The sequence below is a fragment of the Micromonospora sp. RB23 genome, assembly GCF_053585025.1.
Window position 1 is genome coordinate 5139505 of sequence record NZ_CM132111.1, and the last position, 26148, is coordinate 5165652.

At 72.9% G+C, this 26148-nt stretch carries 20 protein-coding genes; 6 read left to right on the plus strand and 14 right to left on the minus strand.

All coding sequences use genetic code 11. From position 1 onward, the window contains the following. Positions 1 to 142: 142 nt before the first annotated feature. The 11 genes from ACTFTM_RS23295 to mraZ all read right to left on the minus strand — a co-directional run bounded on the left by ACTFTM_RS23295 (position 143) and on the right by mraZ (position 14089). Complete coding sequence (locus ACTFTM_RS23295; protein ID WP_449562598.1) at positions 143 to 961, minus strand: cell division protein FtsQ/DivIB; 819 nt, start codon at positions 959 to 961, stop codon at positions 143 to 145. Next, positions 958 to 2520 carry a UDP-N-acetylmuramate--L-alanine ligase gene (murC, locus tag ACTFTM_RS23300; RefSeq protein WP_449562599.1) on the minus strand — a complete coding sequence of 521 codons (1563 nt, stop codon included), beginning with the start codon at positions 2518 to 2520 and terminating at the stop codon, positions 958 to 960. Before murC ends, ACTFTM_RS23295 begins: the two co-directional genes overlap by 4 nt. Further along, positions 2517 to 3623, minus strand: coding sequence for an undecaprenyldiphospho-muramoylpentapeptide beta-N-acetylglucosaminyltransferase (murG, locus tag ACTFTM_RS23305; RefSeq protein WP_449562600.1), 1107 nt, complete (start codon positions 3621 to 3623; stop codon positions 2517 to 2519). The genes murC and murG overlap by 4 nt, the downstream gene beginning before the upstream one ends. Next, complete coding sequence (locus tag ACTFTM_RS23310) at positions 3623 to 5035, minus strand: FtsW/RodA/SpoVE family cell cycle protein (RefSeq protein WP_449566706.1); 1413 nt, start codon at positions 5033 to 5035, stop codon at positions 3623 to 3625. The genes murG and ACTFTM_RS23310 overlap by 1 nt, the downstream gene beginning before the upstream one ends. Positions 5036 to 5384: 349 nt before the next feature. Continuing rightward, positions 5385 to 6509 carry a phospho-N-acetylmuramoyl-pentapeptide-transferase gene (gene mraY, locus ACTFTM_RS23315; protein ID WP_449562601.1) on the minus strand — a complete coding sequence of 375 codons (1125 nt, stop codon included), beginning with the start codon at positions 6507 to 6509 and terminating at the stop codon, positions 5385 to 5387. Continuing rightward, the gene (locus ACTFTM_RS23320) at positions 6506 to 7900 is read right to left on the minus strand and encodes a UDP-N-acetylmuramoyl-tripeptide--D-alanyl-D-alanine ligase (RefSeq protein WP_449562602.1); all 1395 of its coding nucleotides are present in this window, start codon (positions 7898 to 7900) and stop codon (positions 6506 to 6508) included. Before ACTFTM_RS23320 ends, mraY begins: the two co-directional genes overlap by 4 nt. Beyond that, the gene (locus tag ACTFTM_RS23325; RefSeq protein ID WP_449562603.1) at positions 7897 to 9459 is read right to left on the minus strand and encodes a UDP-N-acetylmuramoyl-L-alanyl-D-glutamate--2,6-diaminopimelate ligase; all 1563 of its coding nucleotides are present in this window, start codon (positions 9457 to 9459) and stop codon (positions 7897 to 7899) included. The genes ACTFTM_RS23320 and ACTFTM_RS23325 overlap by 4 nt, the downstream gene beginning before the upstream one ends. 52 nt (positions 9460 to 9511) lie before the next feature. After that, positions 9512 to 11740 (minus strand): peptidoglycan D,D-transpeptidase FtsI family protein, encoded by a 2229-nt coding sequence (locus ACTFTM_RS23330; protein WP_449562604.1) that lies wholly within the window; start codon positions 11738 to 11740, stop codon positions 9512 to 9514. A 3-nt stretch (positions 11741 to 11743) separates the two neighbouring features. After that, entirely contained in the window at positions 11744 to 12349 is a 606-nt protein-coding gene (locus ACTFTM_RS23335; RefSeq protein ID WP_449562605.1) for a hypothetical protein, read from the minus strand. Then, positions 12346 to 13452, minus strand: coding sequence for a 16S rRNA (cytosine(1402)-N(4))-methyltransferase RsmH (gene rsmH, locus ACTFTM_RS23340; RefSeq protein WP_449566707.1), 1107 nt, complete (start codon positions 13450 to 13452; stop codon positions 12346 to 12348). Before rsmH ends, ACTFTM_RS23335 begins: the two co-directional genes overlap by 4 nt. A gap of 205 nt (positions 13453 to 13657) precedes the next feature. Further along, positions 13658 to 14089: a division/cell wall cluster transcriptional repressor MraZ gene (mraZ, locus tag ACTFTM_RS23345; protein WP_449562606.1), complete on the minus strand. Its 432-nt coding sequence runs from the start codon at positions 14087 to 14089 to the stop codon at positions 13658 to 13660. A 355-nt stretch (positions 14090 to 14444) separates the two neighbouring features. On the opposite strand from mraZ, the gene ACTFTM_RS23350 reads away from it, so the two are divergent. The 3 genes from ACTFTM_RS23350 to ACTFTM_RS23360 are packed head-to-tail and all read left to right on the plus strand — an operon-like array spanning position 14445 to position 17081. Continuing rightward, complete coding sequence (locus ACTFTM_RS23350) at positions 14445 to 15692, plus strand: MurT ligase domain-containing protein (RefSeq protein ID WP_449566708.1); 1248 nt, start codon at positions 14445 to 14447, stop codon at positions 15690 to 15692. Then, positions 15682 to 16401 carry a type 1 glutamine amidotransferase gene (locus ACTFTM_RS23355; RefSeq protein WP_449562607.1) on the plus strand — a complete coding sequence of 240 codons (720 nt, stop codon included), beginning with the start codon at positions 15682 to 15684 and terminating at the stop codon, positions 16399 to 16401. The genes ACTFTM_RS23350 and ACTFTM_RS23355 overlap by 11 nt, the downstream gene beginning before the upstream one ends. Beyond that, a complete protein-coding gene (locus ACTFTM_RS23360) occupies positions 16398 to 17081 on the plus strand; it encodes a TVP38/TMEM64 family protein (protein WP_449562608.1) in 684 nt (227 codons plus the stop codon). The genes ACTFTM_RS23355 and ACTFTM_RS23360 overlap by 4 nt, the downstream gene beginning before the upstream one ends. Before the next feature lie 111 nt (positions 17082 to 17192). Here the strand turns inward: ACTFTM_RS23360 and leuS are convergent, their stop codons facing one another. Continuing rightward, positions 17193 to 20033 (minus strand): leucine--tRNA ligase, encoded by a 2841-nt coding sequence (gene leuS, locus ACTFTM_RS23365; protein WP_449562609.1) that lies wholly within the window; start codon positions 20031 to 20033, stop codon positions 17193 to 17195. A gap of 400 nt (positions 20034 to 20433) precedes the next feature. Between leuS and ACTFTM_RS23370 the strand changes: the two genes are divergently transcribed. The 3 genes from ACTFTM_RS23370 to ACTFTM_RS23380 are packed head-to-tail and all read left to right on the plus strand — an operon-like array spanning position 20434 to position 25277. After that, entirely contained in the window at positions 20434 to 21486 is a 1053-nt protein-coding gene (locus ACTFTM_RS23370) for an AAA family ATPase (protein WP_449562610.1), read from the plus strand. Between the two features lies 1 nt (position 21487). Next, complete coding sequence (locus ACTFTM_RS23375; RefSeq protein WP_449562611.1) at positions 21488 to 22786, plus strand: DUF58 domain-containing protein; 1299 nt, start codon at positions 21488 to 21490, stop codon at positions 22784 to 22786. Between the two features lie 16 nt (positions 22787 to 22802). After that, the gene (locus tag ACTFTM_RS23380) at positions 22803 to 25277 is read left to right on the plus strand and encodes a transglutaminase TgpA family protein (RefSeq protein ID WP_449562612.1); all 2475 of its coding nucleotides are present in this window, start codon (positions 22803 to 22805) and stop codon (positions 25275 to 25277) included. A gap of 10 nt (positions 25278 to 25287) precedes the next feature. Here the strand turns inward: ACTFTM_RS23380 and ACTFTM_RS23385 are convergent, their stop codons facing one another. Together ACTFTM_RS23385 and ACTFTM_RS23390 are read right to left on the minus strand one after the other, a co-directional pair. Further along, positions 25288 to 25425 (minus strand): hypothetical protein, encoded by a 138-nt coding sequence (locus ACTFTM_RS23385; protein ID WP_449562613.1) that lies wholly within the window; start codon positions 25423 to 25425, stop codon positions 25288 to 25290. A 208-nt stretch (positions 25426 to 25633) separates the two neighbouring features. Further along, complete coding sequence (locus tag ACTFTM_RS23390) at positions 25634 to 26032, minus strand: DUF3040 domain-containing protein (protein ID WP_449562614.1); 399 nt, start codon at positions 26030 to 26032, stop codon at positions 25634 to 25636. Positions 26033 to 26148: the final 116 nt, after the last annotated feature.

Below are 26148 nucleotides of genomic sequence, written 5' to 3' on the forward strand. Positions count from 1 at the left end.
CCCTCTACTAGAGGCTTACAGTTATGTCAACCACTGATCCTCTTCGGGGCAACGTAAGCGCCGCCGCGCGATGAGCCAAGGACCCGGTCGGCGTGTCGCCGGCCGGAGCGCGACTCGTCACGTCCGCCGCCCGCTCACCCGGTCAGCGGAAGGTCACCACGTCCGGCGCGCTGACGTCGATCCGCTCGCTGTCCTCCCCGAGCAGCGCGGTGGCCACCCGGGCCTTGTCCGGGCTCCGCGTGGCGTCTCCCCAGACCACCGTGCGGTTCCCCCGCAGCCGCAGGCTGATCCGCGCCAGACCCTCCACGCTCACCTCCGCCAGCTCGGCACGCAACTGCGGGGTCAGCGCGCCGAGCACCTCCAGCGCGGCCCGGGTGTCCGGGTCGGTGGCGGCAGGTCGGACCACCCGCACCAGCGGCAGTCCGGCCGGGCGGCGGGCCACCGTCTGGAACGCCACGCCGCTGCGGTCGATCACGGTGAACGCGTCCGCCTGCGGCACCACCGCCGCCGGCGTCCGCTCGGTCACCTTCACCACGAGCGTGCCCGGCCAGTCCCGCGACACCCTGGCCCGCTCCACCGGCGCCAACCCACCGACCCGACGCGCGGCGGCAGCGAGGTCCACCCGCGCCAGCGGCACCCCGTCGGCGACCCCCACCGCGTCACGTACCTGCACGTCCGTGACCAGCTTGGCGCCCTCGACGCGGACCGTCCGGACACCGAACAGCCCGGTGCCGAGCACCGTCCAGGCGATCAGCCCGAGCAGCGCCAGCACCCCGGCGGCCACCGCCCACGGCATCGCGGCCCGCATCCGGCGCTGCCGGGCGCGGGCCATGAACCGGCGGGTCGACGCCGGCACCGCGTCGCTGCCGGCCCGGACCAGCTGCCAACGCCGGACCGGACCGCGCCGCGGAGCGCCGCCGTCGGAAGGGCTGGTCCGCCCGCGGGCGGGGCCGGGGCTCATCCGGCCGTGGGCGTCGCGCCGTCCGGTGCGGCGGCGCCGAGGGCCGCCCCGTCGCCACCGGCCGTGGATCCTCCCGGCACCGGCTGGCCGATCGCCGGGGTCGTCGCCAGCTCCTCGACGGCGGTGGTCGCCGAGGGGTCGGCCGTACGCGCCCCCAACGCGGCCAGCAGCTCGTCACCCATCAACGAGATCGGCGGGGCGCCCATGGTCACCACGACGTCGCCCGAGCGGGCCCGCCGGACCACCTCGCCCGGCGCGGCCTCCCAGGAGTCGACGAACACCTTGCGGTCGGCGGGCAGGTCCACCGCCGCGATCAGCGCCGCCGAGCCCTCGCCGGGCTGCCGCAGCTCGCCCGGCCCGAAGACCTCCAGCAGGACCACCTCGTCGGCGATGGCCAGCGCCTCGGCGATCTCCGCCTGGTTGTCGCGGGTGCGGTACAGCCGGTAGGGCTGGAAGACGACGATCAACCGCCCGTCCCCGGCCACCTCGCGCAGCGTCTGCAACGCCAGCGTCATCGAGGTCGGGTGGTAGGCGTACTCGTCGTAGACCAGCACACCGTCCGCGACGCCCTTGCGCTCGAAGCGCCGCCGCACGCCGGGGAAGACCGCGAGCGCGGCCTCCGCCGCCTCCAGGGGCAGTTCGAGCAGGTACGCCGTCAGCACCGCCGCGGCGCTGTTGAGCCCCATGTGCCGGCCCGGCACCGGTAGCCGGAACTCGCCCAGTGACCGGCCGTCGATCGCGGCCAGGTAGCGCACGCCGCGCGCGGAGGAGGAGATCTCGGTCAGCCGCAGGTCGGCGTCCTCGGCCGCGCCGTAGGTGAACACCCGCCGTCCCTCGGCGCGCAGGGTCTCGGCCAGCCGCCGACCGCCCGGGTCGTCGGCGCAGGTGATGATGAACCCGTCCGGGTCGGTGAGCCGGGCGAACTCCGCGAACGCCGCCTCCAGCGTCGCGAAGTCGCCGTAGGTGTTCAGGTGGTCCGGCTCGACGTTGGTGATGACCGAGACGTACGGGCGGTAGATGAGGAACGAGCGGTCGCTCTCGTCGGCCTCGACCACGAAGTGCTCGCCCGTGCCGTGGTGGGCGCCCGAGCCGACCTCGGAGATCTCCCCGCCGATCACGAAGGACGGGTCCACACCGGCTTGTTGGAGGACCATCGTCACCATCGACGTGGTGGTGGTCTTGCCGTGCGTGCCGGCGACCGCGATCGCCCGCCGGCCGGTCATCGCCGCCGCGAGGGCCTCGGAGCGGTGCAGCACCCGCAGGCCGCGGCGACGGGCCTCGACCAGTTCCAGGTGGTCCTTCGGAATGGCCGAGGAGTACACGACCGTGTCCACCCCGTCCAGGTTGGACGCCTCGTGGCTGAGGTAGATGGTGCCGCCGAGCGCCCGCAGACCCGCCAGCGACGGCCATTCGCGCAGGTCGCTACCGGAGACCTGGATGCCCCGGGTGAGCAGCAGCCGGGCCACGCCGAGCATGCCCACCCCGCCCACACCGATCAGGTGCACGGCGCCGAGGTCCTCGGCGGTCAGCGTGCCGGCCGGGGTGAACTGCGCGGTCATCGGGCCACCGCCTCGAGGACGAACGAGCGCAGCGCCTCGTCACCGTCGCGCCGACCGTACGCGGAGGCCGCGGCGCCCATCGCGTACAGCCGCTGCGGGTCGCGGATCAGCGGGATGACCGCACGCTCCAGCCAGTCCGGGGTCAGCTCCGCGTCGTCGACGAGCAGACCGCCGCCGGCCTCCACCACGGGCAGGGCGTTGCGCTTCTGCTCCTGGTTGCTGTGCGGGTACGGCACGTAGATCGTCGGCAGACCGATCGCGGCCACCTCGGCCACGGTCATCGCCCCGCCCCGGGCCAGCATCAGGTCGGCGGCGGCGTAGCCCAGCTCCATCTCGGACAGGTACGGCAGCGTCACGTACGGGACCGGCAGGTCGGTGGGGATCGGCACCGGCTCGTTGCGGGCGCCCATCACGTGCAGCACCTGCACGCCGTTGCGGGCCAGCTCCTTGGCCGCCCCGGAGACCGCCAGGTTGATCGAGCGGGCGCCGGACGACCCACCCGCCACGAACAGCACCGGCAGGTCCGGCCGGAGGCCGAACCGGGCGCGGGCGGCGTTGCGCAGCGCGTACCGGTCCAGCGACGCGATGCTGCGGCGCAGCGGCACACCGACCACGGTGGCGTCGCGCAGCGACTCGGCCTGGCTCGGCTGGTGCGGGAAGCCGACCGCGATGTTCTTGGTGAACTTCATGCCGAGGCGGTTGGCGACGCCCGGCGGCACGTTCACCTCGTGGATCACCATCGGCAGCTCCCGCCGCCAGGCGGCGAGGTAGGCCGGCACCGAGACGTACCCGCCGAAGCCGACGACGGCGTCGGCCTGCACCTCGTCGATCACCTTGCCCGCCGCGCGGGCCGCGGTCCACATCCGGCCCGGGGTACGGACCAGGTTCATGTTCACCGAGCGGGGCAGCTGGTAGGCCGGGATCTGCCGCAGGTCGTAGCCGTGCGGCGGGATCAACTCGTTCTCCATGCCCTTGGGTGTGCCGAGACAGGTGATCCGGACGCCCGGGTCGTGTCGGCGCAGGCAGTCGGCGAAGGCGAGCAGCGGGTAGATGTGCCCCCCGGTGCCACCTCCCGCGAGCACCACCGAACGCAGCGGACCCATCAGCGTCTCCTCTCGCTCGCCGTACCCTGGCGGTTCCGGCCCTGCCGGACACCGCGCGGCGCGGCCTGGTCGTCCTTCCGCCGCTCCCGCGACCGGGGCACGGGCCCTCGGGCCGCCGGTGGCGTCGCCGGGCGGCGACGCCGGCCGGGAAGCGGCGGCAACGGGGCCCAGAGTAGTCGGACCCACCGGGCCGGCGGACGGGCATGCAGCGCTCTGGCCGCATCGGGTTCGGCGCGGGCGAAGGACGCCAGCATCCCGATCGCCGCCAACGTCACGACCAGGGCACTTCCGCCGTCGGAGATGAACGGCAGCGGCAGACCGGTGATCGGCAGCAGCCCGACCACCCCACCGATGTTGATGACCGCCTGGCTCACCAGCCAGGTCGTCACGGCGGCGGCGGCGAGCCTGCGGAACGGGTCGTCGACCCGCCGGGCGATCCGCAGACCGGTGTACGCGAGCACGGCGAACAGGGCGAGCAGCACGGCACACCCGATCACGCCCAACTCCTCGGCGATGATCGCGAAGATGAAGTCGTTGTGCGCCTCGGGCAGCCAGTCCCACTTGACGCTGCCCTTGCCCAGCCCGACCCCGAACCAGCCGCCGTGCTCGATGGCCAGCCGGCCCTGGTAGAGCTGGAGGCAGTCGTCGAGCTTGCACTCCTGCGGGTCGGGCGGGTTGACGAACGACGTCAACCGCGCCAGCCGGTAGTTTTCCGCGCCGCGCTCGCCGGAGCCGGCGCCCAGCGAGGCGACCGCGATGAGCAGGCCGACGCCGAGCAGACCGACCACGGTCAGCGCGCCGAAGACCCGCATCCGCACGCCGGCGGCCCAGAGCAGGCCGACCACCAGGGCCAGCAGGCAGAGCATCGTGCCGGTGTCGTTGTAGCCGACCAGCACGAAGAGCAGGCCGACCATCGGGAAGAGCGGGGTGGCCAACTCCCGCCACCAGCCCAGCGCGGCCCCCTTGCGGGCGATCACGTGCGCGCCCCAGAGGACCAGCGCGAACTTGGCCAGCTCGGACGGCTGGAGCTGGATCCCGCCGACGAACAGCCAGTTCAGCCGCGCCTCGACCGGCCCGAGCGTGACCGTCTTCAGGCCGGCGAGCCGGCCGTACGCGACCAGCACGTTGAGCACCAGCAGCAGTGCCACGGCGGTGAACAGCAGCGGCCGGCCGAGCGATCGGTACGTGCTGGCGGGCAGGCGCTGGCACGCCCAGAACGCCACGATGCCGATCACCGCGAAAATGGCCTGCTTGGTCAGCGAGGCCGAGGCGTTGCCGTCCTCGGCGTAGTCCTTCACGCTGGTCGCCGAGAAGACCATCGTCAGACCGATGAGCAGCAGCAGGCCGGCGCTGGACAGCAGCAGGTAGTAGGACGCCAGCGGCCGGTCCAGCAGGCCGCGCAGCGCGGCCAGTCCACCGGCCGCGTCCAGCACGCGCAGCGGCACGGCCGGCGCGGCCTCGCGTTGCGCTCCGCCGGGCTCCGGCCCGCGTGCGTCGTCCGGTGGCGTGGCCGCCTCCGCGCCACGGGCCGCGCCCGATGGCCGTCGCGGTCGACCGAATGTCTTGTCGTCGGTGCCGAGTTCCTCCCCCACACCGACATCATCACCGCTGAACACCCGCGAGCACTCCAGAACACCACCCCCGGCGTGTCGCCCCCACTTCCCCGCGATCTTGCACTTTCTGCGGCGGCAGAACCCGCGAGGCGGGACATTCCGGCGTACGAAAGTGCACGATCGCGGGGCCGACGAGCGGGGCCGGGGATCAGGTCATGTTGGCGAGGAACTCGCTGTAGAACAGGCCCAGGGCGATGGCCACGCCGATGCCGGCGATGATCCAGAACCGGACCACGATGTTGACCTCGCTCCAACCGGCCAACTCGAAGTGGTGCTGCAACGGGGACATCCGGAACACACGTTTTCCGGTGGTCCGGAAGGAGATGATCTGGATCACCACGGACATCGTGATGATCACGAAGAGCCCGCCGATGATCGGCAGCAGCAGGATCGTGCGGGTCGACATCGCCATGCCGGCGATCAGGCCACCCAACCCCAACGCCCCGGTGTCACCCATGAAGATCCGCGCCGGGGACGTGTTCCACCACAGGAAGCCCACACAGGCCCCGGCGGCGGCCCCGGCTATCAGCGCGATCTCCAACGGGTCCCGGACCTCGTAGCAGTACGGCTGGGTGTAGCTCGGGTCGGCGCACCAGTGCCGGTACTGCCAGAACGCGATCAACGCGTACGCGGCGAGCACCATCACCGACGCGCCCGTGGCCAGACCGTCCAGGCCGTCGGTGAGGTTGACGCCGTTCGTCGCGGCCATCACCACGAAGATGAAGATGATCACCGCGCCGACCTTGCTGACCTCCAGGAAGTCGATGTCCCGGATGAAGCTCAGCGTGGTGCTGCCCACCGTCTCGGTGTTGGTGGCCCGGCCCGTCGCGTCGGTCATCGTGCTCGGGAACCACAGCGCGATCACGCCGAAGACCGCGCCGACCAGGATCTGGCCGAGCAGCTTGCCGCGCTTGTTGAGGCCGGCGCTGTTGCGCTTGCGCACCTTCAGGAAGTCGTCGAGGAAGCCCACCGCGCCGGAGAACACCATCAGCCCCAGCAGCACCAGCGCCGTGATGGTCGGCTCCACCTGGGCGATCTGGGCGTCCGGCAGCGTGGTCAGGGCGAGGTGGCCGGCCACGTACGCGATCACCGTGGCCAGGATGAAGACCACGCCGCCCATCGTCGGCGTGCCCTTCTTGCCCTGGTGCATGGCCGGGCCGTCGGAGCGGATCGGCTGGCCGGCCTTGAGCCGGGTGAACACCTTGATCGCGATCGGGGTGCAGAACAGCGAGACGACGAAGGCCACCCCGATGGCGACGATGATGGCCCTCATCGACTGGCCTCCCCGGCGGCGGCGCGCAGGGCGTCGGCCACCTCCCAGGTCCGGTACCGCGAGCCCTTGACCAGGACGACGTCGCCCGGCCGTAGCTCGCCCCGCAGCACCTCGACGGCCGCCGCCTGATCGGTGAGCAGCACCGACTCTCCTCCCCAGTTCGCTACCGCTGTCGCGCCTTCGTGGATCGGCGCGGCCGGCTCACCCACCACGAGCAGCCGGTCGACACCCAGCTCGGCCGCGAGCCGGCCGACCTCGGCGTGGCCGTCGCGCTCGAACGGGCCCAGCTCGGCCATGTAACCGAGCACCGCGACGGTACGCCTTTCACGTCCGAGGCTGGCGAGCGCCCGGAGCGCGACCGCCATCGAGGCCGGATTGGCGTTGTACGAGTCGTCGATGACCGTCACCCCGTCGGGCCGGTCGAAGACGTCCATCCGCCGGGTGGACTTCAGCCCCAGCTCGCCGAGCGCCGTGGCCAGCTCGGCCAGCGGCATGCCCAGCTCCCGCGCGACCGCGGCGGCGGCGAGCGTGTTGCCGACCTGGTGACGACCGGTCAGCGCGAGCCGCACGGCCGCCCGCCCCTCCGGCGTGACCAGGGTGTACGACGGGTGCCCCCGCTCGTCGAGCGTGACGTCCTCGGCGCGCAGGTCGGCGTCCGCCGCCTCGCCGTAGCGCACCACCCGTGCGCGCGTGCGGCTCGCCATGGCGTCCACCCGGGGGTCGTCGGCGTTCAGCACGGCCAGCCCGTCGGCCGGCAGGGCCTCGACCAGCTCGCCCTTGGCCTGGGCGATGGCCTCCTGCGAGCCGAACTCGCCGATGTGCGACGTGCCGACGTTGAGCACCACCGAGATGCGCGGCGGCACCAGCTCGCACAGGTAGCGCACGTGCCCGATGCCCCGGGCGCCCTTCTCCATCACCAGGTAGCGGGTGTCCGGTCCGGCCAGCAGCGCCGTGTACGGGTGACCCAGCTCGTTGTTGAACGAGCCGGGCGGCGCGACCGTGGCGCCGAGCCGGGCGGTGAGCTGCCCGATCAGGTCTTTCGTGGTGGTCTTGCCCGACGAGCCGGTCACCCCGATGACGGTCAGTTCGGGCAGCCTGGCCACCGCCGCGCGGGCCAGTCGACCCATCGCGGTCAGGGCGTCGTCGACCAGCACCATCGGCACCCCGGGCACCTCGCGGCTGCCGAGCACGGCCACCGCGCCGGCCTCGATGGCCGTCGCCGCGTAGTCGTGCCCGTCCACCTTCTCCCCGGGGAACGCCACGAAGAGCGAACCGGGCCCGACCTTGCGCGAGTCGAACTCGACCGAGCCGGTGACGGCGGCGGCCGGGTCGGCGGCGACGAGCCGCCCGTCGACGGCCGTGGCCACCTCGGCCAGGGTCAGGGCGATCACCGCTGACCCGCCCGGTCCGCGAAGCGGGTCCGCAGCGCCTCGGCCAGTTCGGTGCTGTCGTCGAACGGGAACACCTCGCCCGCCACCTCCTGGCCTCGCTCGTGGCCCTTGCCGAGCAGAGCGATCACGTCGCCCGGCTCGGCCAGCCGGACCGCCTCGTCGATCGCGTCCCGCCGACCGGCCACCTCGATGATCCGGGCGGCGGTGCCGGCCCGGTACGCCCCGGCGAGCACCTCGGCGCGGATCTCGGCCGGGTCCTCGGTGCGCGGATTGTCGTCGGTCACCAGCACCACGTCGGCGCCCTCGGCGGCGGCGGCCCCCATCACCGGCCGCTTGCCCCGGTCACGGTCCCCACCGGCGCCGATCACACAGATCAGTCGGCCGGCGCTCAGCTCACGCAGCGCGGCCAGCGCCGCCACGATCGCGTCCGCCTTGTGCGCGTAGTCGACGACCCCGCGCACCGGTCCGGCGACGTCGACGAGTTGCAGGCGGCCGGGGACGCCACCGCAGGCGGCCACCCCGTCGGCGGCGGCCCGCGGGTCCACCCCCGCGCCCACGAGCGCGGCGATGGCCAGCAACGCGTTGGCCACGTTGTGCCGGCCGGGCAGCGCCACCCCGGCGGACACGACCACGCCGTCCGGGCCGTGGGCGGTGAACCGCTGCGCGTACCCCTCGCCGTCGACGCCGTCGGCCCACCACGTCGCGGTCGGGTCGCCGGCCGCCGAGTAGCTGACCGTCGCCGGCTTGTAGAGCGGAGTGAGCGCCGGATCGTCGCGGTTGAGCACCTCGACCGCGCACCGACCGTCGAAGAGCTGCGCCTTGGCGGCGAAGTAGTCGGCGCTGTCGGCGTGGAAGTCCAGGTGGTCGGAGCCGAAGTTCGTGTAGCCACCCACGGTGAAGCGCACCCCACCGACCCGACCCATGGCCAGGGCGTGGCTGGAGACCTCCATGACCACGGCGGTGACCCCACGCTCCCGGGCGGTGGCCAGCATCGCGTGCAGGTCGGTCGCCTCCGGGGTGGTCCGCACGCTGTCGATCACGAGATCGCCGAGGCGGGTCTCCACGGTGCCGATCAGCCCGGTGGTGTGTCCGGCGGCGCGCAGCCCCGACTCGACCAGGTACGCCGTGGACGTCTTACCGGCCGTGCCGGTGATGCCGATGACGGTGAGGTCGGCGGTCGGGTCGCCGTACACGGCCGAGGCCAGCTCGCCGAGCACCGCGCGCGGGTCGGGTACCACCAGCGCGGGCAGGCCGCTCGCCGCCGCCAGCTCCGCGCCGGCCTGGTCGGTCAGCAGGGCAACCGCGCCGGCCTCGGCCGCGCCGACGGCGAACTCCGCGCCGTGGCGGCGGGCGCCGGGCAGGGCCGCGTACAGGTCGCCGGGGCGGACCTCCTGGCTCGCGTGGGTGGCACCCGTGACCACCACGTCGGCGGCGTCCGCCGGCAGGTCGACGGCGAGTCGGACGGCGAGGTCACCGAGCCGGACGCCGGTCACGGTACGTGGACGTGGATTGCCGGGCACGGCGTCAGACCCTACCCGGTCGTCCGGTTCCGGCCGCACAGCCGCCCCGGTGGTTCGTCGGCACTCACCGATGATGTCGCGCCTCCGCTGGTCAGCGCGGATAGACCACGAACTTGGGTGCGGAACCACTCGGGGACGGCGGCACCCGGTAGTGACGCAGCGTGAACTGCATCATGTTCCGGAATGCCGGATTGGCGATCGCCGCGCCACCGCCGCCGGGGGCGTACACGAAGACCGCGATAACGTACCGGGGCTTCTCGGCGGGGGCCATGCCGATGAAGGACGAAACCTCGCCCGGCTGCTTCTTGCCGTCGACCAGACGCCAGCCGGTGCCGGTCTTGCCGGCGACCCGGTAGCCGGGGACAGCAGCCGTGGTGCCGGTGGCGCCCTCGACAGTGGTGACCGCCTCCAGCATGGTGCGCAGCGCCGCCGCGTTCTGCGGACTGAGCACCGGACGGGTGACCGGCGGCGCTGTCGGGGTGTGCTTGCCGTCCGGGCCGATCGTCTCCTTGACCAGGTGCGGCTGCACGTACGTGCCGTTGTTGGCGATCGCGGCGTACGCGGCGGCCATCTGCAGCGGCGTCGCGTCCACGCTGTGCCCGATCGGCACCGACCCGTACGACGAGCCGCTCCACTCGTCGGCCGGCAGCAGCCGGCCGCTGGCCTCGCCGGGCAGGCCCTCGCGGGTGGGCTGCCCCAGGCCGAAGCGCTTCTGGTAGTCGATCAACCGCTCCTTGCCGAGCTTGTCGGCGACGGTGATGGCGCCGACGTTCGACGAGAAGGCCAGCATTCCCGGCACGCTCATCTTCCGGCCGTTGGCGGGGTGCGTGTCGGAGAACCAGGTGTCGCCCATCCTGATGCTGTTCGCGATGGGCAGCGTGGTGTCCGGGGTGATCACCCCCTCCTGGAGGGCCGCGCCGTAGGTGATCGCCTTGTGCACCGAGCCGGGGTCGATGACGAAGCTGGTCGCGGCGTCCTCCCGGGCGACCGGGTCGCTCGGGGTCGGCTTCGCCGCGTCGTAGGTGGGGTGGCTCGCCTGGGCCAGCACCTCGCCGGTCGGCACGTCGATGATGACGGCGGCGGCGGTCGCGCCGCGCTGCCCCGCCATCCCCGCGCTCAGGATCTGCTGGGTGCGGAACTGGAGGTCCCGGTCGATGGTCAACGCGATCGAGCTGCCCGGCTTGGCCGGAGTCGTCTTGCTGTAGCCGCCGGGGATCGGCGCGGCGAGGTCGCCGAGGCCCGCCTCGTACACCCGCCGGCCGTCCTGACCGGAGAGCACGTCGTCGTAGCGCGCCTCCAGCCCTTCCAGGCCGTCCATGTCCTGGCTGGTGAAGCCGATGAGGTTGGCCGCCAGGTCGCCGCCGGGCACCTCCCGGCGCTCGTCGCGGTGCACGCCGATGCCGGGCAGGTCCAGCGCCAGCACCTGCTTGGCCGTCGGGATCTCCACCCCCCGGGCCAGGTACTCGAACCGGGACGCGTTGCCGTTCTCCAGCTTGCGGGGCTTCATCAGGTCGATCAGCTTCGACGCCGGAATGCCGAGCAGCGGGGAGAGCGCCTTGGCGGTGGCGTCGGCGCCGACCCACGCGGGGTTCGTCCGGTCCTCGATCATCGTCGGGTCGGCGAAGACGTACCGCGCCTCGACGCTGTGCGCCAGCGGCTCGCCCGTGCGGTCGTAGATCGCGCCGCGCGGCGCGGGCAGCTCCACGGTGCGGGTCCGTTCGGGGACGCCACCACCGGCGTAGGCGGGGGTGTCGACCGTCTGCAGGAAGATCAACCGCACCCCGATGGCGACGAACAGCGCCAGGGTGAGCACGGTGCCCAGGCGCAGCCGCAGCCGTGGGTCGGCGAGCTTCGGCGGACGTGGCGGCTTGCGGGACGGCCGGCGCGCCGCCGGACGGTCGCCGCGACCGGGCGCACGCGGCGTGGTGCGGCGACGCGGCGGCGGGACGTCGCCGGGAGCGCCGCGCGGGTTCCGGGGCGCGACGGTGCGCACGACACCAGTCCGACCGGCCGCCGGAGCGGCACGTCGGCCGGAGCGGGCAGCGGCCCGGCCGCCGTCGAGCACCTGCAACGCGGGCCGGAACGGGTCGCCGGACCGCGAGCTGCCACGAGGGGTACGCCGTTGCTCGGCGTTCGTGCCGCGCGCGGGCGTGCCGCGCTCCTCCCGGACCGTCCGCCCCCTCGGGGTGTACGCCCGAGCGCCGGAGATGCCGCCGATCCCCGGCTCACCGGTGCGCGAGTCGGAGTCGGCGGAGTCACGCGCAGAACCGCGCCGGGACCCCGTGGGGTCCCGGCGCGGCTCGTCCGACCTCGGTGGCACCGGTCAGCCTCCCGCGCCCTGGCTGGTGACCGACGGCTCGCCGGTCGCCGGCTTGGGCACGCCGATGGGCTTGCCGTCCGGCATCCGGATGTACGCCGGCTCACCGGCGTCCACCAGACCCAGCCGACGCGCCTCGGCGGTCAGGTTCCCCGGCGCCTTGGCGTCGGCGATCTCCTTGTCGAGCTGCTGCTTCTCCAGGTCCAGTCGGGCCTGCTGCTGCTGCAGCTTCTCCAACCGGAACGCGTTCTCATTGATCTTGGTGTTGACCGCCAGGATGCCGAACACCCCGCCGACGACCAGCACCACGATCAGCGCCGCGAACGGCGCGCGCGGCACCGACACCGGCGGCGGCGGCGCCACCCGCAGCCGCGGCGGCCGCTTGGTCGCCGCGGCGCCGGCCTTCTCGGCCGGGCGCAGCGCGGCGCTGCCCTGGGTGGGGAACTCGCGCGCCCCCCGGGCGCGAGTCTCCCCCTGCCGGTTGACCCGATCGATGCGTGGCGTACCGTTCCCCACGCGCGGGGCTCGCTCCGCCGCGGTCCGGCCCCCCGACCGCGGTGCGCGCTGCCCGCCGCCGGTGACGTCCCGGCGGTCGCGCTTGTCAATGTTCATGTCCCCTCCCCCTCTATGTCCGTCCCTCTGCCGTCCGCCGGCGTCGCCGAATCCCCCACGGATTCCGTCGACCCCGTCCCCGGTTGGTGCATCGCCTTCACTCGTCGGCGGGACCGTTCGCGGTCGGTCCGCCCCTTTTCTGCCGCGTCCGGATCGAGCCGTTCCGCTGCCCGCAACCGCACCGAAGCGGCACGCGGGTTCGCGGCGACCTCCGCCTCCCCAGGCAGTTCGGCGCCCCGGCTGAGCAGCCGGAACGTCGGACCGGACCCGGGCAGCTCAACCGGGAGGTCGACCGGGCCCTTACTACGGACCCGGTCCGCGAGCGCCGCCTTGGTGAGCCGGTCCTCCAGCGAGTGGTAGGACAGGACCACCATGCGACCGCCCACGGTCAGTGCGTCGAGCGCGGACGGCAGCGCTGTCTCCAGCGCTGCCAGTTCTCTGTTTACCTCGATCCGTAAAGCCTGAAACGTTCTCTTTGCCGGGTGCCCGCCCGTTCGTCGGGCTGGTGCCGGGATCGACTCCCGGACCAGCTCGGCCAACCGCGCCGAGGAGGTGATCCGGGCGCGCTCGCGCTCCCGGATGATCGCCGAGGCGATCCGACCGGCGAACTTCTCCTCGCCGTACACCCGCAGCACCCGGGCCAGATCCGGATGGGCGTACGTGTTGACCACCTCTTCGGCGGTCACCCCCCGCGTCTGGTCCATCCGCATGTCCAGTGGCGCGTCCTGCGCGTACGCGAACCCGCGGTCGGGCGCGTCCAGTTGCAGCGACGAGACACCCAGGTCGAACAGGATCCCGTCGATGCCCGGATAGCCCAGCCGCTCGAGCACCTCGGGCAGCTCGTCGTAGACGGCGTGCTCCAGGTGCACACGGTCGGCGAACCGCGCCAACCGCACGCGTGCGTGGGCGAGCGCCTCGGTGTCCCGGTCGAGCCCGATCAGGACGGTCTCCGGATGCGCCTCGAGCACCGCCTCCGCGTGCCCGGCCAGGCCGAGCGTCGCGTCGACGTGCACCGTCCGGCCGCCTCGACCCAGCGCGGGGGCCAACAGCTCGAGACACCGCTCGAGCAGCACCGGCACGTGCGTGCCGCGCAACTCCCCCATGATGACCCCCACTGGTTGAAACGTCCGTTCTTCTCGCGCGCCCGTCGTGCAGACGGCGCTCCCGTCGTACCGCCAGATCCCCATCCGCTCCCGCCGGACACCGACTTCCGCCGGATTACTGGATCGTGCGCCTGGCACCGGGGAAGTGATGCCAGGAGCTCGAAAGCGGCTGGAGATCTCGCAGTACGTCGGGCGCCGTTCCGCCCTACAGACCGCCGGGCAGCACCCCCTCCTCGATGTCGGCGAAGTCGTCTTCGCTCTCGGCGAGGTAGGTCTCCCAGGCGACCTTGTCCCAGATCTCGACCCGTGTGCTCGCGCCGATGACCACCAGGTCCCGGTCGAGCGCCGCGTACTCACGAAGGTGTGCGGGGATCGTCACGCGACCCTGCTTGTCCGGCACCTCGTCGTGCGCGCTGGCGAAGAAGACCCGGCTGTAGGCCCGGGCCGCCTTGTGCGTCATCGGCTGCGCGCGCAACTGATCCGCGATGCGCTGGAACTCGGGTGTCGGAAAGACATAGAGGCAGCGATCCTGCCCTTTGGTGACCACGACACCCCCCGCCAGCTCATCCCGGAACTTGGCCGGAAGGATCAACCGGCCCTTCTCGTCCAGGCGCGGGGTATGGGTGCCGAGGAACATCGGCCCAACCCCCTCGCCCTTGAGCGGCGTTCGCGGCGCCGCTGACCCCCCGGGCCGGTGAGCCCTCCCGGCCTCACCATTGGGCCCCACTCTACTCCACTTCCCTCCACCTGCAACCAGATTCGCCCGCGTGGCGCGTCCGATCCACGTGCAAAACCGCACGTCACAGGGGGTGGAGCGCAGTGGAGGGCCCGCGCGCCCGCCCGGCGTGGTCCGCTTTCCGACATTGATCGACTCCGTCCGGCCGAGCGCGAGCCGACCGTGCGCACCGATGCCACGGCCGAACGGTTCACCGTCGGCGGCGATCTGGCGAGGCGGGCGGTCCGGTAACCTCGCTCGCGTGACGGACGCGAAAATGCCCCTACGGGCCAAGGTGGCCAGCTCCGTGTCACGGACCGCCGCGGCGCTCTCCCGGGCCGCCGGCCGTGGCGACGGATCGGTGATCGGCGGGTGGATCGGGTTGAAGATCGACCCGGACCTGCTGGCGCACCTGTCGGCCGGCCGCGCCATCGCGCTGGTCTCCGGCACCAACGGCAAGACGACCACCACCCGGTTGACCGCCGCCGCGGTCGGCGTGCTCGGCCGGGTCGCCACCAACTCGTTCGGCGCCAACATGCCCACCGGGCACACCTCGGCGCTGGCCAAGGCCGGCAGCACCCCGTACGCGGTGCTGGAGGTCGACGAGCACTACCTGGCCCAGGTGTTGGAGTCGACCGAGCCGCACGTGGTCGCGCTGCTCAACCTCTCCCGCGACCAGCTCGACCGCGCCAAGGAGGTCGCCATGATGGCGCAGCTCTGGCGCGCGGCCCTGGTGCGGCACACCAACGTGCGGGTGGTGGCCAACGCCGACGACCCGATGGTGGTCTGGGCCGCCACCCCGCCGGCCGACCCGGCCCGCGGCATCAACCCGCCGCACGTGACCTGGTTCAGCGCCGGCCAGCGCTGGCACGACGACTCCTGGGTCTGCCCCGAGTGCGGCTCCACCATCGCCCGCTCCGGCGAGCAGTGGTGGTGCACCGGCTGCGCGCTGCGCCGTCCGGAGCCGAACTGGGTCGTCGAGGACGAGGGCGTGCTCGACCCCACCGGGGCGTGGCACAAGGTCTCCCTCCAGCTCCCCGGCAAGGTCAACCTGGGCAACGCGGCGACCGCGCTGGCCGTGGCGGCCGAGTTCGGCGTACGCCCCGTCGACGCGGTGTCCCGCCTCGGCATCGTGACCTCGGTGGCCGGCCGGTACGCGCAGGTCGACCGGGACGGTCGCAACATCCGGCTGCTGCTGGCCAAGAACCCGGCCAGTTGGCTGGAGGCGTTCGACATGGCCGACGAGGCGCCCACGCTGCTCTCCATCAACGCGCGCGACCCCGACGGGCTGGACACCTCGTGGCTGTTCGACGTCGACTTCGCCCCGCTCCGCGGCCGGCAGGTGTTGATCACCGGTGACCGGGCATACGACCTCGCGGTCCGGCTGGACGTCAACGACGTGCCCTTCCAGCACGTCCGCACGTTCGACGACGCCGTCCGGTCGGTCCCGCCCGGCCGGCTCGAGGTCATCGCGAACTACACCGCGTTCCAGGACATCCGAGCGGAGTTGGACCGTGTCAACTGAGAGCCTGCGTATCGTCTGGATCTACCCCGACCTGCTGTCCACCTACGGTGACCGGGGCAACGCGCTGATCCTGGCCCGGCGGGCCCGCCAGCGCGGCATGCCGGTCGAGGTGCTGGAGGTCCGCTCCGACCAGCAACTGCCCTCCACGGCCGACATCTACCTCGTCGGCGGCGGCGAGGACGGCCCGCAGGCGCTGGGCGCGCAGCGGCTCATCGCCGACGGCGGTCTGCACCGGGCGGTCGCACAGGGCTCGGTGGTCTTCGGTGTCTGCGCCGGTTACCAGCTGCTCGGGACGTCCTTCTTCGCCAAGGGTGTGCAGTGCCGCGGCCTGGAACTGCTGGACCTGCGGTCCGACCGGGGCGAGAGCCGGGCCGTCGGCGAGCTGGCCGGCGAGATCGACCCTCGGCTGGGCCTGCCGCCGCTGACCGGCTTCGAGAACCACGGTGGTCGTACCCACCTCGGCCCGGAGGTCGCCCCCCTGGCCCGGGTCACCGCCGGCATCGGCAACGACGGCGCCACCGAGGGCGCCTGGCGCGGCAAGCTGCTCGGCACCTACTCGCACGGTCCCGCGCTGGCGCGCAACCCGGCCCTGGCCGACCTGCTGCTGCGCTGGGCCACCGGGGCACACCAGCTCCCGCCGCTGGACGACACCTGGCCCGACCGGCTCCGTAGCGAGCGCCGTTCAGCGGTGGCCGCCGCCCGGGCATGATCCGCGCTGTCCGGCGGCTGCTCCGGCAGCCGTCGGCCGCCCGGTTCGCCCTGCTCGTCGCTCTCATCGGCGGCTGCGGGCTGCTGCTGCTCCTGGTGCCCCGTCCGGATCCGGCGCGGCTGCCGGCGCTCGCCGACCGGCTGGGCGACCTCGCCCCGGTGGCGGCGATCCTCGGCGGCGCGCTGCTCCTGGTCGCGCTGGTCCCCCGCACCTTCGTGACGCTCGCCGCGGGCGCGATCTTCGGCCCTCTGGAGGGCGCCGCGTACGCCCTGGGCGCCGCGTTGGTGGCCGCCGCGATCGGGTTCACCGTCGGCCGGCTGCTGGGCCGGGAGTTCGTCGCCGAACGGGTACGCGGTCGGCTGGCCCGCCTCGACGGCTGGTTCGCCCGGCAGAGCGTGTTCGGCGTGGTCACCGTCCGGCTGCTGCCGATCGCGGGGTTCGGCCTGGTCAGCTACGGCTACGGCACGACCGGCGCGCGGGTGGCGCCGTTCCTGGCCGGCAGCGTGATCGCCTCCGCGCCGACCGCGTTCGGCTACGCGGCGATCGGCGCGGCGGTCAGCTCACCCGGCCACGTCAACTGGTACGCGGCCGCCCCCGCCAGCCTGGGCCTGATCGCCAGCGTCATCCTCGTACACCAGTGGTGGCGTGCCAACCGCCACCACCGATCCACGCGGGCCTGACCCCGGCCACCACCGGGTCGATCATGGAGTTGTGGTGGGGATCAAAGCCCTGCCGAGGGGCGAACCCGGCACCACAACTCCATGATCGACGCCGAAGGGGGTCGAGCGGGGTTACACGACTACCGAGACCATGCGGCCCTTGACCACGATGACCTTGCGTGGTTCCTTGCCGGCCAGTGACGCGGCCACCGCCTCCAGGGCCGCCGCGCGGACGGTCTCGTCGGCGGCGTCGGCGGGCACCTCGACCCGTCCCCGGACCTTGCCGTTGACCTGCACCGGGTAGGTGACCGTGTCGGCGACCAGCAGCGCCGGGTCGGCGACCGGGAAGTCCACGTACGTCAGCGAGGTGTCGTGACCCAGCTTGCGCCACAGCTCCTCGGCCACGTGCGGGGCGAACGGCGCCACCATCAGCACCAGCGGCTCGGCCACCTCGCGGGGCGTCGCCGACAGCCCGGTCAGCCCGTTCGTCAGCTGGATCAGCTTGGCGATCGCGGTGTTGAACCGGATGCCGTCCATGTCGCCACGGACCCCGTCGATCACCGTGTGCAGCAGCCGGCGGGTCGCCTCGTCGGCCGGGTCGTCGGTGACCCGCAGCTCGCCCGTCTGCTCGTCGACGACCGCCCGCCACACCCGCTGCAGGAACCGGTACGAGCCGATCACCGCGCGGGTCTCCCACGGGCGGGACACCTCCAGCGGGCCCATCGACATCTCGTACACCCGGAAGGTGTCCGCCCCGTACGCCGCGCACATCTCGTCGGGGGTCACCACGTTCTTCAGCGACTTGCCCATCTTGCCGTACTCGCGGTTGACCACCAGGTCTTCCAGGTAGTACGCGCCGTCGCGCTCGACCACGTCCTCGGCCTGCACGTAGCTGCCGCGCGAGTCGGTGTACGCGTACGCCTGGATCATGCCCTGGTTGAACAGCTTGCGAAACGGCTCGAACGACGACACGTGGCCCAGGTCGAACAGCACCTTGTGCCAGAACCGCGCGTACAGCAGGTGCAGCACGGCGTGCTCGGCCCCACCGACGTACAGGTCGGTGCCGCCGCAGTCGCCCTCGCCGCGCGGACCCATCCAGTACCGCTCGTTCTCGGCGCTGACGAACCGCTCGGAGTTGGTCGGGTCCAGGTAGCGCAGCTCGTACCAGCAGGAGCCGGCCCACTGCGGCATCACGTTCGTCTCGCGGGTGTAGCGCTTCGGCCCGTCACCCAGGTCCAGCTCCACCTCGACCCAGTCGCGGCGACGCGACAGTGGCGTCTCCGGGTTGGAGCCGGCGTCGTCCGGGTCGAACGTCTTCGGGGAGAAGTCGTCCACCTCCGGCAGCTCGACCGGCAACATCTCCTCCGGCAGGGCGATGGCCGCGCCGGAGGAGTCGTAGACGATCGGGAACGGCTCACCCCAGTAGCGCTGCCGGGAGAACAGCCAGTCGCGCAGCCGGTAGGTCACCGCTCCGGTGCCGTGCCCGTTCGCCTCCAGCCATGCGATGATCGCCGCCTTGGCGTCGGCGACCCCCAGGCCGTCCAGGTCCAGGCCGCGCTCGGGCGCGGCGCTGTTGATGGCCGGGCCGTCACCGGTGTACGCCTTGCCGTCGAAGCCCTCCGCCGGCTGCACGGTCCGGACGATGGGCAGCTCGAAGACCTCGGCGAACGCCCAGTCCCGCTCGTCCTGCGCCGGCACCGCCATGATCGCGCCGGTGCCGTAGCCGGCCAGCACGTAGTCCGCGATGAAGATCGGGATCTGCCCGCCGGTGACCGGGTTCGTGGCGTACGCGCCGATGAAGACGCCGGTCTTCTCCTTGGAGTCGGACTGCCGCTCGACGTCGGTCTTCGCGGCCGCGGCCTTGCGGTACGCCTCGACGGCCTCGGCGGGGCTGGCGTGCCCGCCGGTCCAGGCGTCCCGGGTGCCCTGCGGCCAGGCGGCCGGCGCCAGGGCGTCGACCAGCTCGTGCTCGGGCGCCAGCACCATGTAGGTGGCCCCGAAGATGGTGTCCGGCCGGGTCGTGAACACCCGGATCGGCTCCCCCGCCGTGGCGAAGTCGATGTGCGCGCCCTGCGACCGGCCGATCCAGTTGCGCTGCATCAGCTTGATGGGCTCGGGCCAGTCCAGGCTGTCCAGGTCGTCCAGCAGCCGGTCACCGTACGCGGTGATCCGCATCATCCACTGCTTCAGGTTGCGCTTGAAGACCGGGAAGTTGCCCCGGTCGGAGCGGCCGTCGGCGGTGACCTCCTCGTTGGCCAGCACGGTGCCCAGCCCCGGGCACCAGTTCACCGGCGCCTCCGAGACGTACGCCAGCCGGTGGTCGTCGACGACCTTGCGGCGCTCGGCGACGCTCAGCTCGGCCCAGGACCTGCCATCCGGGGTCGCCCGGTTGCCGCCCTCGAACTCGGCGATCAGCTCGGCGATCGGACGGGCCCGGCCGGCCTCGCGGTCGTACCAGGAGTTGAAGATCTGCAGGAAGATCCACTGCGTCCAGCGGTAGAAGTCGGTGTCGATGGTCGCCACCGAGCGCCGCTCGTCGTGCGCCAGCCCCAGACGGCGCAGCTGCGCCTTGTACCGCTCGATGTTCTGCACGGTGGTGGTCCTGGGGTGCGTGCCGGTCTGCACGGCGTACTGCTCGGCGGGCAGCCCGAACGCGTCGAACCCCATCGCGTGCAGCACGTTGTGCCCGGCCATCCGCTGGTACCGGGCGTAGCAGTCGGTGCCGATGTAGCCCAGCGGGTGGCCGACGTGCAGGCCGGCGCCCGACGGGTACGGGAACATGTCCAGCACGTACAGCTTCTCCGCGCCGGCCCGGGGGTGGCTCGGATCGGCCAGCGGGCCGGTCGGGTTCGGGGCGTGGAAGGTGCCCTCGCGTGCCCAGGTGTCCTGCCAACGGGTCTCGATCTCGTCGGCCATGGCCGCGGTGTACCGGAACGGGGGGATGTCGCCCGCCGGTGCGGCTGCCTCGCTCATCGTCTCTCCTCGCTTCGCTTCGCTTCGTCTCGGCACCGCCGGGCCGGACCGGCGGCGGGCACAAAAAAGCCCCTCGCGCAGGAGGGGCTGCCGTGCTGTCACGCCTTCAGCGCATCAGCACGGCCCGGTAAGAAGCAGGAAGACTCCGGCCATGCCCGCAGTGTACCGCGCGCCCGGTTCCGCCCGCCGACCACCGGGCGTGTCCGACCCGTTCCCCCGAGCTGGCGAATATCGGGGCGTAACCGGCGGACTACCTGCGGGGGTCGGCGATAACGACAAACATGGTTAGCCTGAGAGGCCAGTGAGATTCCTGCGGCAAACGAGGCTCGACGTCGCGAACCCAACGGCGGGTCCAGGTGCTCTCTACAGAGCTGCCGTGACGGCGACGAGGAGGAGGCCCGTGACACAACAGACCTGGGACGAGGTGGGCGGCCTGTTGCCGCACGACGAGTTCCGCGCCGCCAGCGAGGCCATCGTGGCCAACATCGAGCAGGTCATCGAGGGCAAGACCGCCACCGTGCGGCTGGCCCTGGCCGTCCTGCTCGCCGAGGGTCACCTCCTCATCGAAGACGTCCCCGGCGTCGGCAAGACCAAGCTGGCCAAGGCCCTCGCTCGGTCCATCGACTGCACGGTCCGCCGGATCCAGTTCACACCTGACCTGCTGCCCAGCGATGTCACCGGCGTCAGCGTCTACAACCAGGAGACCCACGACTTCGAGTTCCGTCCGGGGGCCGTCTTCGCCAACCTGGTGGTCGGCGACGAGATCAACCGGGCCTCGCCGAAGACCCAGTCGGCGTTGCTGGAGTGCATGGAGGAACGGCAGGTCACCGTCGACGGCGTGACCTACCAGCTGCAGACCCCGTTCATGGTCATCGCCACCCAGAACCCGATCGAGATGGAGGGGACGTATCCGCTGCCCGAGGCGCAGCGCGACCGTTTCACCGCCCGGATCGCGATGGGTTACCCGGACGCCGGCGCGGAGCTGGCGATGCTCGACGGGCACGGTGCCACCGACCCCCTGCACGAGCTGCGTGCGGTCTCCGACGCCGACATGGTCCGGCAGCTCATCGCCACCGTCCGGCAGGTGCACGTCGCGGACGCGGTGAAGCAGTACGCGGTCGACCTGGTCACCGCCACCCGTGAGGCCCCCGACCTGCGCCTCGGCGCGTCCCCCCGGGCGACGCTGCAACTGCTGCGCACGGCCCGGGCGGTCGCCGCGCTGGAGGGCCGCGACTACGTCCTCCCCGACGACCTCCAGGTCCTGGCGGTGCCGGTGCTGGCGCACCGGATCATCCCGACGGCCGACGCGCAGCTCGCCCGACGCACCACCGACGCGATCGTCTCCGAGCTGGTGCACCGGCTGCCCCTGCCGCACGACCGCCAGCGCAACCCGTACGACACCCGGCCCGCCACCGGCAACGGCCGCGCGCCCTACGAGCCGCGGAGGCCGTGACGTGCGTGCCGGGCTGCGCGGGCTGACCACCCGCGGGCGCTCGTTCCTGGCCGCCGCGGTCGCCGCGGCGGTCTCGGCCGTCATCCTGGGCGAGAAGGACCTGCTCCGGGTGGCCCTGCTGTTGGCCATCCTGCCGTTGCTGGCCGCCGCCTACGTGGGCCGCAGCCGCTACAAGCTGGCCTGCAACCGCTCGTTGGACCCGCACCGGGTTCCCGTCGGGGCCAACTCGCGGGTGGTGCTGCGCCTGCAGAACCTCTCCCGGCTGCCCACCGGCACCCTGCTGCTGGAGGACCGGCTGCCCTACGCGCTGGGCAGTCGGCCCCGCGTCGTACTGGAACGGCTCGGCGCGCACCAGGCCAGCTCCGTGGCGTACACGGTCCGCGCCGACGTGCGCGGTCGCTACGACGTCGGTCCGCTGGTGGTACGGATGACCGACCCGTTCGGTCTCTGCGAACTCACCCGCGCCTTCCCCAGCACCGACCACCTCACGGTCATCCCGCAGGTCACCCCCCTGCCGTCGGTCCGGCTCCCCGGGGAGTACGCGGGCAGCGGCGACAGCCGGGCACGTTCGGTGGCGGTGCACGGCGAGGACGACGCGGCCACCCGTGAGTACCGCCGGGGCGACGACCTGCGCCGGGTGCACTGGAAGTCCACGGCGCGCACCGGCGAGCTGATGGTGCGGCGGGAGGAGCAGCCCTGGGAGAGCCGCGCCACCGTCGTACTGGACACCCGGGCGTACGGCCACCGGGGTGACGGACCGACGGCGAGTTTCGAGTGGGCGGTCTCGGCCGCCGCGAGCATCGCCGTGCACCTGCGACAGGCCGGCTACAAGCTGCGCCTGGTCACCGGCTCGGGGGTCGACGTGGACGCCTCGGAGGGCGGTGGCGACGGCGTGCTGCTCGACCACCTGGCCGAGGTGCGGTTGGACCAGCGGGCCGAGGTCACCGGACTGGTGGAGCGGGTCCGCCAGCGCGCCGACGGCGGGCTGATCATCGGGCTGTTCGGCGCGGTGAGCGTCGCCGAGGCCGAGCTGCTGGCCGGGCTGCGCGGCAACGGCGCGACGTGTGTCGGTTTCCTGTTGGACAGCTCCACCTGGCTGAGCCTCCCCGAGAAGGCTCGCGCCGAGGCGGAGCACGCGCACGGCGCCGCCGTGCTCACCATGGTGCGCAGTGGCTGGCGCGTGGTCGGCGCCGACCACGGCAGCCGACTGCCGGCGCTGTGGCCGCAGGCGGGCCGCGGCTCCCAGGGCTTCGCCCTGCGGGCCGCGCTGGCCGAGACGGTCGCGGGCCGCGTGCGATGAACGGAAGGTCCCCCTCATGATCGCCAGCCGGAACACCGGTCTGGTGGCGGCCGCCGCGACGCTGCTCGCCGCCGCGCCGCTGTCGGCCATCTTCCAGACCTGGACGTGGCTGATCCAGTGCGCGATAGCGGTCGCCGTGGTGGCCGGGGTCGCCGCGCTGACCCGGCTCGTCCGCGCGCCGCTCTGGGGTCAGGTGCTCGGCATGCTCGCCGCCCTGCTGCTCGCCCTGACCTGGCTGTTCCCCAGCGGCAGCGAGCTGCTGGCGATGCTGCCCACGCCGGGCACGATCGGGCACTTCGCGGACCTGCTCGCCGGTTCGGCGCAGGACATGCGCTCGTACGGCGTCGAGGTCCCGGACACCGATCCGCTCCTGTTCATCACCGTGCTCGGCGTCGGCGGGGTGGCCGTGCTGGTGGACGTGCTGGCGGTGGGACTGCGCCGGCCCGCGCTGGCCGGCCTGCCGATGCTCGCGATCTACTCGGTGCCGGTCGCCGTCTACGTGGACAGCGTCCCCCCGGCGCCGTTCGTCGTGGGCGCCGCCGGTTACCTGTGGCTGCTGGTGAGCGACAACATCGACCGGGTACGCCGGTTCGGGCGGCGGTTCACCGGCGACGGTCGTGACGTGGACGTGTGGGAGGCGTCGCCGCTGGCGTCCGCCGGTCGTCGGCTCGCCGTGGTCGGTGTGGTGCTGGCCGTGGTGCTGCCGCTGGCGGTGCCCGGCCTGAGCGGTGGGCTGCTCGACAGGATCACCGAGGGCACGGGCAACGGCAACGGCAACGGCCGGGGGGTGGGTGGCTCGTCCGGCCGGATCGACCTGTTCGCGTCGCTCGCCGGCCAGCTCAACCAGTCCGAGGTGGTGGACCTGGTCAAGGTGACCACGTCGGAGCAGAACCCGTTCTACCTGCGCTACGCCGTCGCCGACGAGCTGCGCCCGAACGGCTTCCAGGCCCGCGCCGCGAGTGGCCGGCCGGCCAACCGCGATCTGCCCGACCCGAGCGAGCGGGTCGGTCCGGGGGTGCAGCAGGCCGAGTACCGGGCGACCGTCGAGGTGACCAAGAGCCTCAGCATGTCCCTGATGCCGGTGTACGCCGAGCCGGTGCGTACCCAGGACCTCAACGGCAACTGGCTGTACGACCCCAACCAGCAGATCGTGTTCTCCAACCGGGAGAGCTCGCGGGGGCGCAAGTACTCGTTCGACTACATCCGCTCGACGTACACCCCGGCGACCCTGCGGGCCGCGAAGCCCCTACCGGCCGATCACCCCGTCCGTCGACAGCAGACCGCCACCCCCGGGCCGGTGCCCGAGGTGGAGGAGCTGGTCCGGGGGCTGATCCAGGGCAAGCGGACCGACTACGACCGGGTGCTGGCCATCTACCAGCACTTCTCCGCGGACAACGGGTTCACGTACCGCCTGAGCACCGAGAGCGGCAGCAGCGGCCAGGACATCGTCAACTTCCTGACCAACAAGGTCGGCTACTGCCAGCAGTACGCCGCCGCCATGGCCTGGCTGGTCCGGTCGGCCGGAATCCCGGCGCGTGTCGCGTTCGGATTCACCAACGGCAGCGGGCGCGACGGCGACACGTACACGTTGACCAACCTCAACCTGCACGCCTGGACCGAGGTCTTCTTCGACGGGGTCGGCTGGGTGCCGTTCGACGCCACCCCGGCGTCCAGCGTTCCCGGCTCCACCCGGTCGGCCTGGGCGCCGGACACGGACGCGCCCGAGCCGTCCGCCCCGGAGACCGGCGCCACGGACAGCCCGAGCGGTGCCGACCCCTCGGCCGGGCCGGCCGGGCCGGACAACGCCGACCGGGACACCGACTCCGGGCTCTCCCTCGGGGATTCGAAGCCGGCCGAGCAGGCGCCGGTGTGGCCGTGGTGGGTGGCGGGCGTACTCGCGCTGCTGGCGCTGCTGGCGGTGCCGGCGCTCCGTCGGCGGGCGCTGCGTCGACGGCGGGCCGGCCGGGCGGACGCCGTGCCGGCCGCCACCGCCCCGGGCGACGGGCCGCCGGCCGACGACGCGCGCGGGATGGTGGTCGAGGCGGACGCGGGTCGCGCTCGCGCGGACGCCCACGCCGCCTGGGCCGAACTGCTCGACACGCTTGTCGACTACAAGGTACGGGTGGACCGGACCGAGACACCCCGGGCGACCGCGGACCGGCTCGTCCGGGATGCTCTGGCCGACGACGCCACGGCGATCGGGGCCGCGCGGCTGCTCGGCCGTGCCGAGGAACGGGCCCGGTACGCGCGGGCCCCGCTGACCGGTGAACCGTTGCCGTCGGCGCTCCGTACGGTCCGTGGCGCGCTCTCGTCCCAGGCGGATCGGCGGACCCGGGTGCTCGCCAGCGTGTTGCCGCCGTCGGTGCTGCTGCGCTGGCGGATCGCCCTGGCGGACGCGTCCGGCCGCCTGGTGGCGCTGACCGCCCGGATGCGCTACCAGCTGTTGCGCTGGAACCCGCGCCGGATGCTGGCCGATCGAGCCGCCCGCTGACCGACGCTGGTCACCAGCCCGCGCCGGGACGCCACCACGGCGTCCCGGCGCCCCAGCCCCAGCCCCAGCCCCAGCCCCAGCCCCAGCCCCAGCCCCAGCCCCAGCCCCAGCCCCAGCCCCAGCGATCTTGCACTTCCTGTCGCCACATACGGGGCATTTCACTCATACCGACGACAGAAACTGCAAGATCGGCGCGAGCATGGAGGGACGCGCGGCGCGAGCACGGCGGCGCGACGTGGGCGGGCACGGTGCGGGGCGCGCGATGCTCGGGGCATGACTGAGCGACGGCGGCCACCGGGGGTGTCCCGGTGGCCCGCTCGTCGCGGTGGTCGGCCCGCCTCAGCGGCGGGACGCGCTCAGCGGTGCCCCTCCGGGCGCTGCCGCCATCGGTCTTCCATCCGGTCCAGGATCGACCGTCGGCGACCGGGACGGCCACCGCGGGGACGACGACGACTCGTCGTGCCACCCACCACGTGCAGGTCGGGTGACTGCGCCCGCCGGTGCGACTGCACCGCGAACGCGGCCGACGCCAGCATGACGACGAAGCCCGCCACCGCCAGCGGTGGAGTCTTGATCACCGCGCCATAGACCAGTAGGGCCAAGCCAGCGATGATCACGCCGGCAGCGACGAGCAGGCGACGCCGCGCGTGGAAGCGCGGATCGCTGGCGCGCACGGCCGAGGCGAATTTGGGGTCCTCGGCAAGCGACCGCTCGATCTGCTCGAACAGCCGCTGCTCGTGCTCCGAGAGCGGCACGGCACTCCTCCCCGGTCACGTTGGTCGGGCCCACTCGGGCCGACAGACCGTGGCAGCCAACCGGCTGCTTACCCGCAAGTCTACGAGGGGGGTCGCGCGTCGGAAAGCGGGACGAC

Excerpts from the sequence above, each read along its gene's own strand:
- murG (WP_449562600.1), bottom strand. The coding sequence starts at position 3,623 with ATGGGTCCGCTGCGTTCGGTGGTGCTCGCGGGAGGTGGCACCGGGGGG.
- ACTFTM_RS23360 (WP_449562608.1), top strand. The coding sequence starts at position 16,398 with ATGATCCGCGCTGTCCGGCGGCTGCTCCGGCAGCCGTCGGCCGCCCGG.
- mraZ (WP_449562606.1), bottom strand. The coding sequence starts at position 14,089 with ATGTTCCTCGGCACCCATACCCCGCGCCTGGACGAGAAGGGCCGGTTG.
- ACTFTM_RS23335 (WP_449562605.1), bottom strand. The coding sequence starts at position 12,349 with ATGAACATTGACAAGCGCGACCGCCGGGACGTCACCGGCGGCGGGCAG.
- mraY (WP_449562601.1), bottom strand. The coding sequence starts at position 6,509 with ATGAGGGCCATCATCGTCGCCATCGGGGTGGCCTTCGTCGTCTCGCTG.
- ACTFTM_RS23350 (WP_449566708.1), top strand. The coding sequence starts at position 14,445 with ATGCCCCTACGGGCCAAGGTGGCCAGCTCCGTGTCACGGACCGCCGCG.
- ACTFTM_RS23295 (WP_449562598.1), bottom strand. The coding sequence starts at position 961 with ATGAGCCCCGGCCCCGCCCGCGGGCGGACCAGCCCTTCCGACGGCGGC.
- ACTFTM_RS23380 (WP_449562612.1), top strand. The coding sequence starts at position 22,803 with ATGATCGCCAGCCGGAACACCGGTCTGGTGGCGGCCGCCGCGACGCTG.
- murC (WP_449562599.1), bottom strand. The coding sequence starts at position 2,520 with ATGACCGCGCAGTTCACCCCGGCCGGCACGCTGACCGCCGAGGACCTC.
- rsmH (WP_449566707.1), bottom strand. The coding sequence starts at position 13,452 with ATGGGGGAGTTGCGCGGCACGCACGTGCCGGTGCTGCTCGAGCGGTGT.
- ACTFTM_RS23385 (WP_449562613.1), bottom strand. The coding sequence starts at position 25,425 with ATGTGGCGACAGGAAGTGCAAGATCGCTGGGGCTGGGGCTGGGGCTGG.
- leuS (WP_449562609.1), bottom strand. The coding sequence starts at position 20,033 with ATGAGCGAGGCAGCCGCACCGGCGGGCGACATCCCCCCGTTCCGGTAC.